At 69.5% G+C, this 16,258-nt stretch carries 15 protein-coding genes; 6 read left to right on the forward strand and 9 right to left on the reverse strand.

Features of this window, described 5'->3' with window-relative positions; genetic code table 11:
- Window positions 1–43: 43 nt before the first annotated feature.
- Window positions 44–1,333, reverse strand: a complete 1,290-nt coding sequence (aceA, locus tag RC2_RS07755; RefSeq protein WP_068145773.1) for an isocitrate lyase — start codon at window positions 1,331–1,333, stop codon at window positions 44–46.
- A gap of 386 nt (window positions 1,334–1,719) precedes the next feature.
- Here aceA and ramB point away from each other — a divergent pair, with 386 nt between their 5' ends.
- Together ramB and RC2_RS07765 are read left to right on the forward strand one after the other, a co-directional pair.
- Complete coding sequence (gene ramB, locus RC2_RS07760; protein ID WP_068145769.1) at window positions 1,720–3,138, forward strand: acetate metabolism transcriptional regulator RamB; 1,419 nt, start codon at window positions 1,720–1,722, stop codon at window positions 3,136–3,138.
- Between the two features lie 25 nt (window positions 3,139–3,163).
- Window positions 3,164–3,703, forward strand: coding sequence for a carboxymuconolactone decarboxylase family protein (locus RC2_RS07765; protein WP_068145766.1), 540 nt, complete (start codon window positions 3,164–3,166; stop codon window positions 3,701–3,703).
- Window positions 3,704–3,785: 82 nt separating this feature from the next.
- On the opposite strand, the gene lpdA is transcribed toward RC2_RS07765, so the two are convergent.
- Window positions 3,786–5,189: a dihydrolipoyl dehydrogenase gene (lpdA, locus tag RC2_RS07770; protein ID WP_068145764.1), complete on the reverse strand. Its 1,404-nt coding sequence runs from the start codon at window positions 5,187–5,189 to the stop codon at window positions 3,786–3,788.
- A gap of 106 nt (window positions 5,190–5,295) precedes the next feature.
- Window positions 5,296–6,144, reverse strand: a complete 849-nt coding sequence (locus tag RC2_RS07775) for an aldo/keto reductase (protein ID WP_068145762.1) — start codon at window positions 6,142–6,144, stop codon at window positions 5,296–5,298.
- A 101-nt stretch (window positions 6,145–6,245) separates the two neighbouring features.
- Between RC2_RS07775 and RC2_RS07780 the strand changes: the two genes are divergently transcribed.
- A complete protein-coding gene (locus RC2_RS07780; RefSeq protein ID WP_068145758.1) occupies window positions 6,246–6,683 on the forward strand; it encodes a nitroreductase/quinone reductase family protein in 438 nt (145 codons plus the stop codon).
- Window positions 6,684–6,686: 3 nt separating this feature from the next.
- On the opposite strand, the gene RC2_RS07785 is transcribed toward RC2_RS07780, so the two are convergent.
- Window positions 6,687–7,643, reverse strand: coding sequence for a dipeptidase (locus tag RC2_RS07785; RefSeq protein WP_068145755.1), 957 nt, complete (start codon window positions 7,641–7,643; stop codon window positions 6,687–6,689).
- Window positions 7,644–7,687: 44 nt separating this feature from the next.
- Entirely contained in the window at window positions 7,688–8,359 is a 672-nt protein-coding gene (locus RC2_RS07790; RefSeq protein WP_068145752.1) for a hypothetical protein, read from the reverse strand.
- Between the two features lie 146 nt (window positions 8,360–8,505).
- Between RC2_RS07790 and RC2_RS07795 the strand changes: the two genes are divergently transcribed.
- On the forward strand, window positions 8,506–10,596 hold the full coding sequence (locus RC2_RS07795) for a prolyl oligopeptidase family serine peptidase (RefSeq protein WP_068145749.1): 2,091 nt from the start codon (window positions 8,506–8,508) through the stop codon (window positions 10,594–10,596).
- A gap of 27 nt (window positions 10,597–10,623) precedes the next feature.
- Here the strand turns inward: RC2_RS07795 and ppk2 are convergent, their stop codons facing one another.
- The 3 genes from ppk2 to RC2_RS07805 all read right to left on the reverse strand — a co-directional run bounded on the left by ppk2 (window position 10,624) and on the right by RC2_RS07805 (window position 13,423).
- Window positions 10,624–11,499 (reverse strand): polyphosphate kinase 2, encoded by an 876-nt coding sequence (gene ppk2 / locus RC2_RS07800; protein WP_068146069.1) that lies wholly within the window; start codon window positions 11,497–11,499, stop codon window positions 10,624–10,626.
- 156 nt (window positions 11,500–11,655) lie between these two features.
- Window positions 11,656–11,814, reverse strand: coding sequence for a hypothetical protein (locus RC2_RS18925; RefSeq protein WP_156509724.1), 159 nt, complete (start codon window positions 11,812–11,814; stop codon window positions 11,656–11,658).
- Window positions 11,815–11,995: 181 nt separating this feature from the next.
- The gene (locus RC2_RS07805) at window positions 11,996–13,423 is read right to left on the reverse strand and encodes a glucose-6-phosphate dehydrogenase (protein WP_068145746.1); all 1,428 of its coding nucleotides are present in this window, start codon (window positions 13,421–13,423) and stop codon (window positions 11,996–11,998) included.
- Between the two features lie 62 nt (window positions 13,424–13,485).
- Here RC2_RS07805 and RC2_RS07810 point away from each other — a divergent pair, with 62 nt between their 5' ends.
- A complete protein-coding gene (locus tag RC2_RS07810) occupies window positions 13,486–14,088 on the forward strand; it encodes a hypothetical protein (RefSeq protein WP_068145744.1) in 603 nt (200 codons plus the stop codon).
- A 116-nt stretch (window positions 14,089–14,204) separates the two neighbouring features.
- Here RC2_RS07810 and RC2_RS07815 read toward each other — a convergent pair whose 3' ends face one another.
- The gene (locus RC2_RS07815; protein WP_169846842.1) at window positions 14,205–15,779 is read right to left on the reverse strand and encodes an HNH endonuclease signature motif containing protein; all 1,575 of its coding nucleotides are present in this window, start codon (window positions 15,777–15,779) and stop codon (window positions 14,205–14,207) included.
- A 263-nt stretch (window positions 15,780–16,042) separates the two neighbouring features.
- Here RC2_RS07815 and RC2_RS18930 point away from each other — a divergent pair, with 263 nt between their 5' ends.
- The gene (locus tag RC2_RS18930; RefSeq protein ID WP_156509719.1) at window positions 16,043–16,243 is read left to right on the forward strand and encodes an MrpF/PhaF family protein; all 201 of its coding nucleotides are present in this window, start codon (window positions 16,043–16,045) and stop codon (window positions 16,241–16,243) included.
- Window positions 16,244–16,258 lie beyond the last annotated feature (15 nt).

Here is a 16,258-nt window from a genome sequence, read left to right on the forward strand (position 1 = left end):
GACCGCCTGACTGGTGCGCAGAAACCTCGGAGATGCGGGACTGCTAGTGGAACTGGCCCTCTTCGGTGCTGCCCTTGAGGGCGGCGGTGGAGGTGTTGGGGTCGACCGTGGTGGCGATGCGGTCGAAGTAGCCCGCACCGACCTCGCGCTGGTGCTTGATGGCGGTGAAGCCACGCTCGGCGGCGGCCTTGAACTCGCGCTCCTGCAGGTCGACGAAGGCGGTCATGCCCTCGCGGGCGTAGCCGTGGGCCAGGTCGAACATGCCGTAGTTGAGCGAGTGGAAGCCGGCGAGGGTGATGAACTGGAACTTGAAGCCCATCGCGCCGAGCTCGCGCTGGAACTTGGCGATGGTCGCGTCGTCCAGGTGTGCCTTCCAGTTGAAGGACGGCGAGCAGTTGTAGGCGAGGAGCTGGTCGGGGAACTCGGCGCGCACCGACTCGGCGAACTTCTTGGCGACCTCGAGATCCGGCACGCCGGTCTCCATCCAGATGAGGTCGGCGTAGGGGGCGTAGGCCTTGGCGCGGGCGATGCAGGGCTCGATGCCGTTCTTGACGCCGAAGAAGCCCTCGGCGGTGCGGGTGCCGTCGAGGAACTCGCGGTCGCGCTCGTCGACGTCGGAGGTGATGAGCGTGGCGGCCTCGGCGTCGGTGCGGGCGATGATGACCGACGGGACGTCCGCGACGTCGGAGGCGAGGCGCGCCGAGGTCAGGGTGCGGATGTGCTGCTGCGTGGGGATGAGCACCTTGCCACCGAGGTGGCCGCACTTCTTCTCGGAGGCGAGCTGGTCCTCCCAGTGCACACCGGCGGCGCCGGCGGCGATCATGGCCTTCTGCAGCTCGTAGGCGTTGAGCGCGCCACCGAAGCCGGCCTCGGCGTCGGCGACGATGGGGGCGAGCCAGTTGCTCACCGAGGTGTCGCCCTCGATCTTGGCGATCTCGTCGGCGCGAAGCAGCGCGTTGTTGATGCGGCGCACGACGGACGGCACGGAGTTGGCCGGGTAGAGGCTCTGGTCCGGGTAGGTGTGGCCGGAGAGGTTGGCGTCACCGGCGACCTGCCAGCCGGAGAGGTAGATGGCCTTGAGGCCGGCGCGCACCTGCTGCACGGCCATGTTGCCGGTGAGGGCGCCGAGGGAGTTGATGTAGTCCTCGTTGTTCACGAGGTCCCAGAGGATCTCCGAGCCGCGACGCGCGAGGGTCGCTTCCTCGACGACCGATCCCTGGAGGTCGCTGACCTGCTGGGCGGTGTAGTTGCGCTCGACACCCTTCCAGCGCGGGTTGGTGTCCCAATCCTTCTGGATCTCTTCGGTGGTCCTGGGGGTACCGGTGGTCGACATCGACTGCTCCGTCTCTTCGGTTTCGTCCGCCGATGGCACGTGCGCCGACCTGGAGGGGTCTTCGCAGGGTTGTCAGGCGGATCGGATGTACGAGACCACGATGGCACAGCCGAAAAATGGTGTCTACCTGCTGAGACTGTAAAGTTCGGTTAAGCAGTACAAGCATACTGCGAATGTTGCGAAGATCGACACCGTCGACACCTGCTCGACCTACCCACCGGTAACCGCATCGCCGCACGTCGGGAACGAAATGCACGAAAGTCCGCCGCGAGGCGCGGCCCGCGCGCCACCGGCGACACCGAGCGCGCTGCTGTAGCGAACTGTGACCGACGTCACCGTACGATCGTACTGTTTGTCCCGGTCGACGCGGCTTCTAGGCTCGGTCCATGGCACGGACGTACGTCGGCGCGCGGTTGCGCCAGCTGCGCGTCGAGCGCGGGCTGTCCCAGGCCGCCCTCGCCGCGCGCCTCGACATCTCCGCGAGCTACCTGAATCAGATCGAGCACGACGTCCGACCCCTGACCGCCGCCGTCCTCACCCGCATCACGACGGCGTTCGGCGTCGACACCACGTTCTTCTCCACCCAGGACGACACGCGGTTGATCGCCGAGCTGCGCGAGGTCACGCTCGACCAGGACGTGGCCGTCCCGACGGAGGTCGACGAGTTGGCGGCGTTCGTGTCCGCGCATCCCGGGCTCGCTCGGGCGATGGTGGACATGCACAGCCGGTACCGCAACACCTCGGCGCAACTGGCGGCGGCCACCGACGACCGCTTCGCCGACGGCAGCGGCAGCGGCGCGATCTCCAAGCCGCACGAGGAAGTGCGGGACTACTTCTACCGGCGGCAGAACTACCTCGACGAGCTCGACACCGCGGCCGAGGATCTGGCCAACCGGCTGCGCTTCCACCGCGCCGACATCGCCGCCGAGATCGCCAAGCGGCTGCGGAACCTGTACGACGTCCACATCGTCGAACGCATCGACCTCGGCGAGGGCGTGCTGCATCGCTTCGATCCCCGCACCCGGTTGCTCGAGATCTCGCCGCGACTGTCCGGCGGGCAGAAGGTCTTCCGCTTCGCCGCCGAGCTCGCCTACCTGGAGAACGGCGATCTGATCCGGCGCCTCGTCGACGAGGGCAACTTCTCCGGCGAGGAATCCCGCGCCCTCGCGAGCCTGGGTCTGGCCAACTACTTCGCCGCCGCGACGGTGTTGCCCTACACCAGGTTCCACGAGGTGGCCGAGGACTTCCGCTACGACATCGAACGGCTGTCGGCCTACTACGCGGTGAGTTACGAGACCGTCTGCCACCGCCTCTCGACGTTGCAACGCCCGTCGCTGCGCGGCGTGCCGTTCTCGTTCGTCCGCGTCGACCGGGCCGGCAACATGTCGAAACGCCAGTCCGCCACCGGGTTCCACTTCTCCTCGAGCGGCGGCACGTGCCCGCTGTGGAACGTCTACGAGACCTTCGCCTACCCCGGCCGCATCATGACCCAGATCGCCGAGATGCCCGACGGGCGTCGCTACCTGTGGATCGCCCGCACGGTGGAGCGGCGCGCGGCGCGGTACGGCGAACCCGGTAAGACGTTCGCGATCGGCCTCGGCTGCGAACTGCGCCACGCGTCGCGACTCGTCTACGCCGACGGCCTCGATCTCGACACCGCGCGCGGCGCGACCCCGATCGGGGCGGGGTGCCGGGTGTGCGAGCGGGCGCACTGCCCCCAACGCGCGTTCCCGCCGTTGGGCAAGGCCCTCGACATCGACGCCCATCGCAGTTCGGTGTCCCCGTACGTTCTGCGGGACCGGTGACGCGTCGGTCCGTTACGGTTCGCCCATGACCGGTCGCATCCCCGCTGGCACCCTGTCCTCGCTTCGCCCGATCAACTTCGCGATCGCCCGACTCGCGAGCCGTGTGGTGGGGGCACCGGACATGCATCTGTTCTCCACGCTCGGACAGACCCGCGGGTTGTTCCGCGCGTGGCTGGTCTACAGCGCCCGGCTGATGCCCTTCGGCACACTCGCCCGGCGCGACGCGGAGACGGTGATCCTGCGGGTGGCCGCCGTCCGCGAGTGCGGGTACGAGCAGGACCACCACCGCCGGCTGGGACGGCGCGCCGGGCTCACCACTGCCGAGATCGCGGCACTGGAGCACACCGGCGCCGGTACGGACGAGACCCTCGACACGCGAGCACGGGCCCTCGTGGTCGCCGTCGACGAGCTGCTCGCAGATCGGGACCTCACCGACGCCGCGTGGACGCGGCTCGGAGAGCACCTGACCGACCGTCAGCGCATCGAGTTCGTGCTGCTCGTGACGCAGTACGACGGCCTGGCCACCACGATCGGCACCCTGCGCATCCCCCGCGACTACCCGTAGCCCGAACGAGAACACCGGGGCCGGAACGAGAACACCCCGGCCGCTCGTGCGCGGCCGGGGTGTCTCGTCGTGACGAACGGGATCAGAAGTTGATCATGTGCCCGGCGAGGCCGTGGATGGCCTCCTGCAGTGCCTCGGACAGCGTCGGGTGCGTGTGCACGTTGCGGGCCAGCTCGGTGGCGGTGAGGTCCCACTTCTGCGCGAGCGTGAGCTCGGGCAGCAGCTCGGAGACGTCGGGGCCGATGAGGTGGCCGCCGAGCAGCTCGCCGTGCGTGGTGTCCGCGATGAGCTTGACGAAGCCCGTCGGGTCGCCGAGACCGTGCGCCTTGCCGTTGGCCGTCATGGGGAACGTGGCGACCTTGATGTCGTGGCCGGCGTCCTTGGCCTGGGCCTCGGTCAGACCGAAGCTGGCCACCTGCGGCTGGCAGAACGTCGCGCGCGGCATGAAGCGGTAGTCGTCGATCGGCAGCGTCTCGGCTCCGCCGATGGTCTCGGCGGCGACGACGCCCTGCGCCTCGGCGACGTGCGCCAACTGCAGCTTGGCGGTGACGTCGCCGATCGCGTAGATGTGCGGGACGTTGGTGCGCATGACCGAGTCGATGGCGATGGCGCCGCGGTCGGTGAGCTCGACGCCGGTCTTGTCGAGCCCGAAGCCCTCGACGCGGGGAGCGAAGCCCACGGACTGCATGACCTTGTCCACGGTGACCGTCTCGGTCTCGCCGGACTTGTTGTTCTTGATCGCGACGGTGACCTTGCTGCCGTCGTCGTCGATGCTCTGCACGGCGGCGCCGGTCATGATCTTCACGCCGAGCTTCTTGTACTGCTTGGCGATCTCCTTCGAGACGTCCTCGTCCTCGTTGGGGAGAGCGCGGTCGAGGAACTCGACGATGGTGACGTCCACGCCGTAGTTCTTCAGGACGTAGCCGAACTCCATGCCGATGGCGCCGGCGCCCACGATGAGGATCGACCCGGGCAGATCCTTGGTCATGATCTGCTCTTCGTAGGTGACGACGTTCTCGCTCAGCGAGGTGCCGGGCAGCAGCTTGGTGGTGCTGCCGGTGGAGATGATCGCGTTGTCGAACGTGACCGTCTCGGTGCCGCCCTTGCTCATCTCGACCGAGAGGGTGTTGGCGTCGGTGAACGAGCCCTTCCCGTCGAACTGGTCGATCTTGTTCTTCTTCATCAGGAAGTGAATGCCCTTGACGCGGCCGTCCGCGACCTTGCGGCTGCGATCGTAGGCAGCGCCGAAGTCGAACGACACGTCACCGGAGATGCCGAACTGCTTGGCCTCCTTGGTGAACAGGTGCGCCAGTTCGGCGTTGCGCAGCAGAGCCTTGGACGGGATGCATCCCACGTTGAGGCACACCCCGCCCCAGTACTTCTGCTCGACGATGGCGGTTTTCAGGCCCAGCTGCGCCGCGCGGATGGCAGCGACGTATCCACCGGGACCGGCTCCGAGGACGACGACGTCATAGTGTGAGGTCACGGTGCCTCACCTTAGTCCCGTTGCCTCCGCCACACGAGGCGCGGTCCGTGAACCGGGCTTTTCGTGCTTAGTGTTCGTTCCGGGCAGCCGGTCGTGTCGGTGTCCCTCAGTCGGGGATCATGTCGAACGTGTCGGGGTTGGGGCCGGTGCGACCGTCCTCGCCCTTGTCGAGCGCGGTGATGTCCTGCATCTGCCGGTCGTCGAGGGTGAAGTCGAAGATGTCGAAGTTGGCCTCGACCCGCTCGCGGGTGACCGACTTGGGGAAGACGATGTCCCCGCGCTGGATGTGCCAGCGCAGCGTGACCTGGGCGGTGGACTTGCCGACGTCCTTGGCGATGCGCTCGAGCTCGGGGTCGTCCAGCACCTTGCCCTGCGCGATCGGCGACCACGCCTCGGTGGCGATGCCGTGCTCGGAGCCGTAGGCGCGCACCTGCTCGTTGACGAAGTACGGGTGCACCTCGATCTGGTTGACGGCCGGCACGGTGTCGGTCTCGGCGGCCAGCTTCTCGAGGTGGGGCACCTGGAAGTTGGAGACGCCGATGCTGCGGGCCCGGCCGTCGCGCTGGAACTCCTCGAGCACCTTCCACGTGGAGACGTAGTCGCCGTCGTAGCGAGTGGGCAGCGGCCAGTGGATGAGGAACAGGTCGACGTAGTCGGTGCCGAGCTTCTCGAGCGTCTCGTCGAAGGAGCGCCGCGCGTCGTCGGGCCGGTGGAAGCCGTTGTTCAGCTTGCTGGTGATCCACACCTGGTCGCGGTCGACGCCGGAATCGCGCACGCCCTGGCCGGTCTCGGCCTCGTTGCCGTACATCTGGGCGGTGTCGAGGTGCCGGTAACCGACCTCGATGGCGGTGCGGACGGCGTCGGCCGTCTTCTCGGGTTCGATCTGGAAGACCCCGAAGCCCAGCTGCGGGATGCTGCGGCCGTCGTTCAGGGACACGGTGGGGACTGCACTCATGATCGTGGAAACTCCTCGTCTCGACTTGCGGTACTCCGCGGGTACCCCGTTGCCCTCCCGATCACGCCCCGCGCCCCGGCCCGAGACGCGATGATGGGGCGATGACGGACTTCAACGAGCAGATCATTCGCGAGTTCCGCGAGAACGGCGGCCGGGTGTCCACCGCCGGATTCGGGGACAACCTGGTGGTGCTCCACTCGATCGGCGCCCGCAGCGGCGAGGTGCGGCTGAACCCCCTGTTCGCGCTGCGCGAGGACGACGGGTGGCTGGTGGTGGGCTCGGCCGCGGGCTCTCCCAAGGATCCGGCGTGGGTGCACAACCTGCGCGCGCATCCGCGCATCGAGATGGAGGTGCCGGCGAACGGAAGCGTGCGGACCGTCGAGGTCGACGTCACCGAGATCGACGCGGACGAGTCGGACCCGGCGGCGTGGTCGGCGCGGTGGGACCGTTTCACGGCCGCGTCGAGCGGCTTCCTCGACTACCTGACCACCGCGGAGGGTCGGCGGTTCCCGATCTTCCGACTGACGCCGGTGTCCTGACGATCAGACCCAGACCTCGCCCGCCACGCGCCGGAAGTTGCCGCCCGTCACCGCGTGGACGGCGTCGTCGTCCCACCCGCGAGCGCGCAGGACGTCCGGGATCGTCCGGGTGTCCTCCGGCGGGACCCACTGCAGCGGACCGTAGGCGGTGTACTCGGGCCCGAAGGCGTCCGGGTGCGCTGTCACCTCCGAGACGAAGTCCTCGTGGTCGAACGAGAAGTCCGATCCGATGCCCACGTGGTCGATGCCGAGCAGGTCCACCCCGTACTCGAGGTGGTCCGCCATCGCCTCGACCCGCGCGGCGCCGTCGTCGATCCCGTTGACGCCGAGAAAGATTCCCACACCGTTGATGCCGACGACGCCCCCGGTCTCGGCGCAGGCGCGAGCCTGCTCGTCGGCGATGTTGCGCGGATGTTCCCACAGCGCAGCGAAATTGGAGTGGCTGTAGATCATGGGTCGCTCGGTGACCGTGGCGATGTCCAGTCCGGTACGGCGAGAGCAGTGCGATCCGTCGGCGGCCATGCCGGCCGCGTTCATCGCCCGCACCAGGTCGCGTCCGTAGGCGGTCAGGCCGGTGTCGGTCGCGTCGAGACAGCCACAGCCCGCGGCGTTCTCGTGGTTGTAGGTCGGGAGCAGGGACCGGACCCCGAGGCTCACGAAGTACGCGACGTTGTCGAGGTCACCGTCCAGCGGCGCCGAGTCCTCGAGGTCGAACGCCAAGCCGAGCACCCCCTCGGACCACGCGCGGTCCACGTCGTCCACCGTGTGGACCAGGCGGAAGCGCGAATCGTCCGCCGCGCGGGCCGTCCACGCCGAGATCATCGCGGTGCTCGCCGTCCGGTCCTGCGGCGAGTACCCGACGTTGACCGACAGGTAGGCACCGGTGCCGTACCGGGTCAGGGGCGTGATGTCCGCCTCCGGGTCGAGCGGCAGGCAGGTGTGCTGTTCCCACAGGCGCATGGTGGATCAGCATGTCACGGACCGGAGCGGTCCCCCTCATCGCTTCAGCGGTGGTGCTCCCGTTCGACTCCCAGAGCGGCCCGCACGAGTTCCGTCGCCGCCGGCCGCTCGACCGATGCCGTGGTGACGGCCAGGCCGTGCACCATCCAGTGACGAGCGTGGATCTCCCGCGCCAGCCGGAGCCGTCCGCGCAGGTCGCCGACCGGGACGGTGGTGGCGCCGGTGGACCGCACCGCGTCGCCGGAGTAGATGCGCAGGCCGGATCCGGGATCGGACACGGGGGACCGCAGGATCGACGCCGCCACCCGGTCCGCGAGCAGTCGGAGGCCGCGTCGGCCGCGTCGTGTGCCGACGACCATGCCGACTCCCACACCGTCGGCCGTCGTGATCAGCCGGGCGATGTCCGCGGCGCGCCAGTGCCGGTCGGCGCCGGGGTCGTCGACCACGACGATGCGGTCGAAGCCCAGCACGTCGACGGTGCTCGCTCCGGTGACGGCGCGCACGGTGGCGGCCGGCAGGACGGTACGGACGGCATCCTGGACGGCCTGCGATCCGGCGCGGTCGGCGGCGACGCAGACCAGGGTGCCGGCGGTGGCGGGTTCGGCGGAGCGGGGCCGGGTGGTCACCCCGAACGTCCGGGCGCGAGCGGCCGCCCGTGCGGTCTCGAGGGATGTCTCGTGGGATGTCTCGTGGGATGTCTCGTGGGACACGGACATGGGTCCACCTCCGGTCTGCCCGGCCGTGACGACGGTGGGCGTGGCTGTTCCTGTGCCGCAAACCTACCATTTCCCCGTTTTTGCCGCCATTGTTCGATCAACGGACGGTTCTCATGGTCGGATGTGCCCGCGCACAGCGGGGCACAATGGGGCCGGTGACGGACCCCTACCTCTGGCTCGAGGACGTGACCGGCGCCGACGCGCTCGAGCACGTGACCTCGCGCAACCGCCGGACCCTCGCCGAGTTCGCCGACGACGCCGAGTTCTCCCGCCTCGAACAGCGCCTGCGCGACATTCTCGACACGGATGCGCGCATCCCGTACGTCCGGCGCCGAGGGCAGCACCTCTACAACTACTGGAAGGACGCCGCCCACCCCCGCGGACTCTGGCGGCGCACCACCCTCGAGCAGTATCGGACGGACGACCCGGACTGGGACGTCCTGCTCGACCTGGACGCCCTGGCCGCCGAGGAGGACGAGAACTGGGTGTGGTCCGGCGCGCAGGTCCTCCGGCCCGACTTCGATCGCGCCCTGATCGCGCTCTCCCGCGGCGGCGCGGACGCCACGGTGGTTCGCGAATTCGACCTCGCGACTCGCGAATTCGTCGCCGCGGCCGAGGGCGGTTTCACCGTCCCGGAGGCCAAGACGGACATCGGGTGGATCGACGCGGACACCGTCTACGTCGGCACCGACACCGGGCCCGGCAGCCTCACCACCTCCGGATATCCGCGTCGGGCCCAGCGGTGGCGGCGCGGCACCCCGCTGCACGACGCTCCCGTCGTGGTCGAGGGTGACCCCTCCGACGTCGCCGTGTCGGTGGGATTCGACCCCACCGAGGGGTACTCCCGCACCGTCGTCACGCGCGCGACCGGGTTCTTCGACAGCGAGGTCTCCGTCCTCGGACCCGACGACCGGCCGATCCGCATCGACGCCCCCACCGACGCGTCCCTCTCCCTCCACCGGGAATGGCTGCTGATCCGCACCACCACCGCGTGGACACTCGACGGCGTCCGGCACCCGGCCGGCACGCTGCTCGTCGCGCAGGTGGACGACTGGATCGCCGGAGATCGGCAGGTCCGCACCGTGTTCCGTCCCGATGCCCACACCTCGCTGCATCAGGTGGCCTGGACCGAGAACCACCTGCTCCTCGTCGTGCTCGAGGACGTGCGGTCCGCGGTCGTCGTCGTCACGCTGGACGGCGACAGCGACAGCGACGGCGACGGCGACGAGGGGGTCCGTACCGAGCGTCTCACCGGCCTCCCCGAGAACGCGTCGGTCGGCATCGTCGGCACCGATCCCGACGACGGCGGCGACGAGTTCTTCCTCGACGTCGGCAATTACGTGACCCCGTCGACGCTGCTCCGCGGGACGGTGGGTGGCCCGCTCGAGGAACTGCGCCGCTCCCCCGCCTTCTTCGACGCCGACGGGCTCACCGTCGATCAGTTCTTCGCGACGTCCGACGACGGCACGCGCATTCCGTACTTCGTCGTGCATCGGGCGGGGCCGGACGGCGGAACGGACACCGAGGCGGAACCTGGTCCGACCCTGCTCTACGCGTACGGCGGCTTCGAGGTCTCGCTCACGCCGTCGTACAGCGGCATCGTCGGCGCCGCCTGGCTCGAACGCGGCGGCACCTACGTCGTCGCGAACCTGCGCGGCGGCGGCGAGTACGGACCGGCGTGGCACACCGACGTCCGCGTGGCCGGTCGGCACAAGGTGCACGAGGACTTCGCCGCCGTCGCACGGGATCTCGTCGAGCGCGGCATCACCACCGCCGACCGGTTGGGCGCGCGGGGCGGCAGCAACGGCGGACTGCTCATGGGGATCGCGCTGACGAAGTACCCGGAGTTGTTCGGCGCCATCGTCTGTCAGGTCCCGCTGCTGGACATGAAGCGCTACCACCTACTGCTGGCGGGCGCGTCGTGGATGGCCGAGTACGGCGACCCCGACGACCCCGACGACTGGGCCGTCATCTCCGAGTACTCGCCGTACCAGAACGTCAGGCGCCCCGGAGAATCCGGCCCGCAGTACCCGCCGGTGCTCATCACCACGTCCACGCGCGACGACCGCGTGCACCCCGGTCACGCACGCAAGATGGCGGCGCGGCTCGAGGAGTACGGCCACGACGTGTCGTACTACGAGAACATCGAGGGCGGCCACGGCGGCGCCGCGGACAACGCGCAGCTCGCCTTCACCTCCGCCCTCGCCTTCACCTTCCTGTGGCGGATGCTGACCTGACCAGTCGGCTGCACCCGAATGCCGACATCAGTCGGCGTCGGGGTCGGCCGGGCCCACGATCGACGGGTCCGGCCGACCCACCACCTCGTGGTCCTTGTTCGCGTAGTCGAACCGGTCGAGCACGAAGCGCATGGATTCGAGTCGAGCACGCTTCTTGTCGTTGCTCTTCACCGTGATCCACGGCGCGTGGTCGGTATGGGTCAGGCGGAACATGTCCTCCTTGGCCTGCGTGTAGGCCTCCCACTTGTCCAGCGACGCGAGGTCCATCGGCGAGAGCTTCCACTGACGCACCGGGTCCACCTGACGGATGGCGAACCGGGTGCGCTGCTCGGACTGCGAGACCGAGAACCAGAACTTGGTCAACTGGATGCCGTCGTCGACGAGCATGCGCTCGAACAGCGGGACCTGCACGAGGAAGCGGCGGTACTCCTCGTCCGTGCAGAAGCCCATGACGCGCTCGACGCCGGCGCGGTTGTACCAGGAGCGGTCGAACAGTACGAGCTCACCGGCCGCGGGCAGGTGCGTGACGTATCGCTGGAAGTACCACTGGGTCGACTCGCGCGCCGTGGGCTTCTCCAGCGCGACCACCCGCGACCCGCGCGGATTGAGGTGCTCGGTGAATCGCTTGATGGTGCCGCCCTTGCCGGCGGCGTCGCGACCCTCGAACACGATGACGTGACGCCCGCCGGTGTCCTTGATCCAGTTCTGCAGCTTCAGCAGTTCGATCTGCAGCAGACGCTTGGTGCCCTCGTAGTCCAGGCGGGGCAGGCGGTGGTCGTAGGGGTACCCCTCGCGCCACGTGTCGACGGCGCGGCCGTCCGGTGCGACCAGGACGGGATCGTCGTCGTCGTCGTCCCGCACGGACCACGCGGACCAGGCGGGCGGCGCAGACGGCGCGGACAGGGCGTCGGGGCGAGTGAGCAGCGTCGACGGATCGGTCACGCCCGGCACGGTACGAGCCGTCGGAAACGACGCGGTGACGGCCGGATGAACGACACGAGCCCCGCCCTGATCGGGCGGGGCTCGTGTCGGACGGGAGTCGTCCGTCGGGGTCGTGGGTCAGGCCGGGTCGCCGCCGCTGCCACCACTGCCGCTGCCGCCGCTGCTGCCGCTGTCGAGCAAGCCGGAGAACAGGTCACCGATGCTGTCGACGACGCTGTCGAAGATCGCGTCGAATCCGCCGGACAGGGTCTCGAGAATCGTGTCGAGGAATTCCATCTGCCGTTCGTTCCTTTCTCGGAGCGATCACCACGCCGGATGCGGGCAACCCGTGAACACTCCCGAATCAATCACGAGCGACGTGTCCACGAACGGCTTTTCGTCCGAAAAGTCACCATTCTCGAAGCGTGCCTCGTGGCGGTCGATACCACCGTTTCGCGGGCTCGAACGGGTCGGACGATCACCTCGTCTCGTCGACCAGCCACCCGCACGGGGTCGCCAGGTCCGTCGCCTCGTCCGGGCCCATCGAACCCGGCTCGTACGGGCGAATGTCCGGGCGTGCGTTCAACAGTGGCGCGGCGACCTCCCACACCTTGGCGAGTCCGTCGGGTCGGGTGAACAGCGACCGGTCACCGTCGAGCACGTCGAGGATGAGCCGCGAGTACGGCGAGAGCGGCTCGGCGTCGGACACCGTCGACAGGTCGAGCGACATGCGACCGATGCCCAGATCCTCGCCGGGCCCCGGCTCCTTCACGGTCATCGCGATGTCGACGCGGCCGTCGCCGGAGAGGTCGAACGACAGCACCGCCCCGTCCTCGGGAAGGTGCTTCACCGGGCCGTCGGGACGGCGGAACACCAGCGACACGCGTTGAGTGCTGGTGCCCAACATCTTTCCGGTGCGGAGGAGGAACGGCACGTCCCGCCACCGGTCGGTGTCGACCCACAGCCGCGCCGCGACGTAGGTGTCGGTGGTGGAGTCGTCCGCGACGCCCGCGGTCTCGGTGTAGCCGCGGTACTGACCGAGCACGACCTCCTGCGGGTCGAGGGGACGGAAGGCGGCGATGACCGATTCCCGCGCGGTCTGCAGATCGTCGGCTCCGAGGCTCAGCGGCGGCTCCATCGCCACCTCGGCCGCCACCTGGAACAGGTGCGTCACCAACATGTCCAGCACGGCACCCGTGGCGTCGTAGAACTCGGCGCGATCGTCGATGTCCAGGGTCTCCGGCACGTCGATCTGGACCTGCTCGACGTGTTCCCGATTCCAGATGCCCTCGACCATGCCGTTGGCGAATCGCAGAATGTGCAGGTTCTGGGTGTTCTCCTTACCCAGGAAATGGTCGATGCGGTACACCTGCTTCTCGTCGAGAACGTCGTGCACCGCCGCGTCCAGCTTCTCGAAATTCTCCTGCGACGTGCCGAAGGGCTTCTCGTAGACCACCCGAGCACCCTCGGCCATTCCGTGTTCTCCCAATGCCGCCGTGTAGTCGAGGAAGGTCGACGGCGGCAGCGCGATGTAGTGGACCAGCTGCACGTCGCCGCCCAGCTCGTCGCTCACGTCGGAGACGACCGACGGCAGGTCGCCGGCGTCGTCGACGGAGAATCCGCGTCCGGCGAAGCGCACCCGATCGGAGAACTCCGACCAGACCTTCTCGTCGATGGTCTCGACACCCTCGCCGGGTCCGAACTCCTCGAGGGCGTCGCGCACGTGAGCGCGGAACTCGTCGTCGGTCTTCCGGCCGCGCCCGTTACCGATCAGCGCCCAGTTCTCCGGCAGCAGTCCCTCCTGCGCCAGCTCGTAGAAGGCGGGCAGCACCATGCGTTTGGCGAGGTCACCCGTCGCGCCGAAGAGAACGAAGACGGTCGGGGTGGTCGCACCGGAGTCAGCCATGTGCGGGGGATGCCCGGTTCCACCGAAAACCGAACCTGTCGACGATGGCTACCCTCGCTGCGATGAGCACGTACGTCTTCGACGGCGACATCTCGGGCTTCGGAACGCAGAGCGGCACCCGCATCGTGGTGGGCCACTGGACGTCGTCGCCCCTCGGCGAGTTCACCGACGTCATGGTCGAGTTCGCCGACGGCGAGCGGCTGCTGCTCGCCCCGTCCGTCGAGGTCCGCGACTTCGTCACCGCCACCTACACGTTCGATCGCCATGAGCTCGTCGACGTGGTGCACCGGCGGGTCGGAGACCGGGTGAGCGTCGAGGCCGGCGAGCTCGCGCTCGAGTTCACCGTGGGATCGGCGACCCTGCTGGGCCGGCTGCTCGCCGTGATGCCCGACGCCGTCGTCACCGCGCCGTGGTTCTGCACCCTGAGCGACCCGATCGCCCGCGTGCTGCTGTCCGGCGTCCGCACCCGCGGCACCGCCGGCGGTGGGCGGCGCGAGTTCTACGGTGCCCGCGCGCAGCACCGCATCGTGTCGGCGTCCGCATCCTGGCGGGGGGACGACCTGGGCGGCCTCACTCGGGTCGAGCCGCCGGTGCGCTTCGGGTTCGGCTCCACCCCCGCCGCACCCTCGACGACGGCCGTGCGGACCACCGTCGAGGTGCGCTGAGCGGATCTCGGGGTTCGGACCCGGCCTGCACAACGACGCACGACTCCTGCCCCCGAACCGGGGTTTCCGGTTCGGGGATTCGTCGTGTTCGGTTGTGGTGGTGCGGGTTCCGCCGGTCAGGTACTCCCGGGGTCGGGGTCTGGGTCGCGGAGGAGGTCGCCGGGGTGGAAGTGGTGGTTGACGCGGCCTTCTCTGGTGGGGTCGGCGAGGGCGGGTGGGTGCCAGAGGGTGCGGCCGGCCCAGCGGTGGCCGGGTGGGGCGATGGTGGTGGCCCAGCCGAGGGGTCCGGTGTGGATCTGGCGGTGGTGGCGGTCGCAGGCGTAGGTGAGGTACTCGATGTCGGTGGTGCCGCCGTGGGCCCAGTCGGTGACGTGGTGGACCTGGGTGCGGGTGGCGGGGGCGGTGCAGCCGGGGAAGGTGCAGCCGTGGTCGGTGGCGAACAGCGCGAGGCGTTGGTCGGTGCTGGCGGTGCGGCGGCTGCGTCCGAGGTGCAGGGGCCGATCGTTCAGGTCGGTGATGCACAGCCAGGTGTCGAGGTCGTCGGGGTGGTTGCCGGCGAGGGTGAGCAGGTCCGCGATGGGGAGGGCGGTGCCGCCGGCGGTGAGGGCGAGTCCGGCGCGGGCGGCGAGGTCGGCGACGGTGGTGGTGAGGATCAGGGAGATGGGCAGTCCGCGGTGGGTGGTGCCGAGGTCGCGGCGGGCGAGGGTGCGGGTGATGGCGGTGAAGACGGCGTCGTAGTCGCGTTGGGCGGCGGTGCGGGGATCACGCACCCGCTCCGCCGCCGCCGCAACAGTCTCGGCCTCAGCGCCGGTCTCCCCGTCGCCGGTCTTCCCGTCGCCGGTCTTCCCGTCGCCGGTCGTCCTGTTGCCGGTCTTCCCGTTGCCGGCGGCGTCAGCGCGAGTGCCGTCGCCGTTGCCGTTCTCCCCGTCGCCGCTGTCACCCACCTCGTTCTCGCTGTCACCGGCTCTGTCGCCGTTGCTGTCGAGGGTGACGCCGGGTGCGCCGAGGGTGTCGCGGACGAGTTCGAGGGTGGCGGCGCCCTCGGCGTCGCAGACGATGACGGCGGTGTACATGCCGTGACGGTCGGGGCCGGAGATGCGGAAGGAGCGGCGTCGGCGGCGGTCGGCGGGGTCGGTGAGGGCGCCGTCGGCGTCGATCCATCCGGCGAGGCGGGTGGCGGCCCGGCGGAGGGTGGCGGGGGTGATCTGCCGGGCGAGGTCGGCCAGTTGTTCCTCGGCGTGCTCGCGGGTCTGCGCGTCGACGGCCGGGGAGAGCTCACGCAGGAAGGTGTCGATGACGGTGACGTGGGCGAGGGAGATGGCCCCGTCGCGCAGGGCGGCGGCGGTGCCGGGCATGCGGGGTGGGAGGGGGTCGCCGGTGAGGGTGGTCTGCTCGGTGAGCAGCATGGACCGGCGCAGTCGGGTGCGGGCCTCGGGCAGGTCGATGTGCAGGAGGCCGGAGAGGGCGTCGGCGCAGGTGAGGCCGGTGTCGGTGAACGCCCCGGCCTGGACGGCGCGGTGCAGCCAGGTCTGGCCGAGGCCGGTGAGGGCGCGGGTGGCGTGGTCGGAGTCGATGATGAGGGCGAGGAGGTCCTCGACTCCGGTGGTGCGGGTGTCGAGGGCGGCGAGGTCGGCGATCGCCGCGTTCAGCGCGGCCCGCGCCGCCGTCACCGGTGAGACCGGTGCATCCACCGGTGTTGCTGCTGTGTGTGCGGGTCCGTTCCCGCCGCCCCCCGACGACATGACCCCAGTGTAGGCGGACCCACCGACAGGAATCGATCATACGTTCGAACTGCCGACACGCACGCACGACGCGGTTCCACTGCCGTCCACGTCCCATTCCGGACCGGCATCGAATACGGTGTGCATTCCGTCCGCCGCCCGACCGAGGAGACGCCCTGGAGACGTTCCTGATCGTCGCGGCCGTCGCGCTCGCGGCGAACCTTCTGGTCGGTGTGCTTCGCGTGTCCCGCGGCCCCGACGTTCGTGACCGCGTCGCCGGTCTGATCCTGTTGTCCACCACCGGAACCGCGGTGCTGCTCGTCCTCGCCCACGTCGTCGACGAGCCGTCCCTCCGAGTGGTCGCCGCCGTCGTCGTGGCGCTCGCGGCGGTGATCGTGGTGTCCCTGGTGGCTCACGAGCGGGGACGCCCGTGAGCATCGGCACAGAGC

It is taken from the genome of Rhodococcoides corynebacterioides NBRC 14404, assembly GCF_001894765.1.
GTDB lineage: Bacteria > Actinomycetota > Actinomycetes > Mycobacteriales > Mycobacteriaceae > Rhodococcoides > Rhodococcoides corynebacterioides.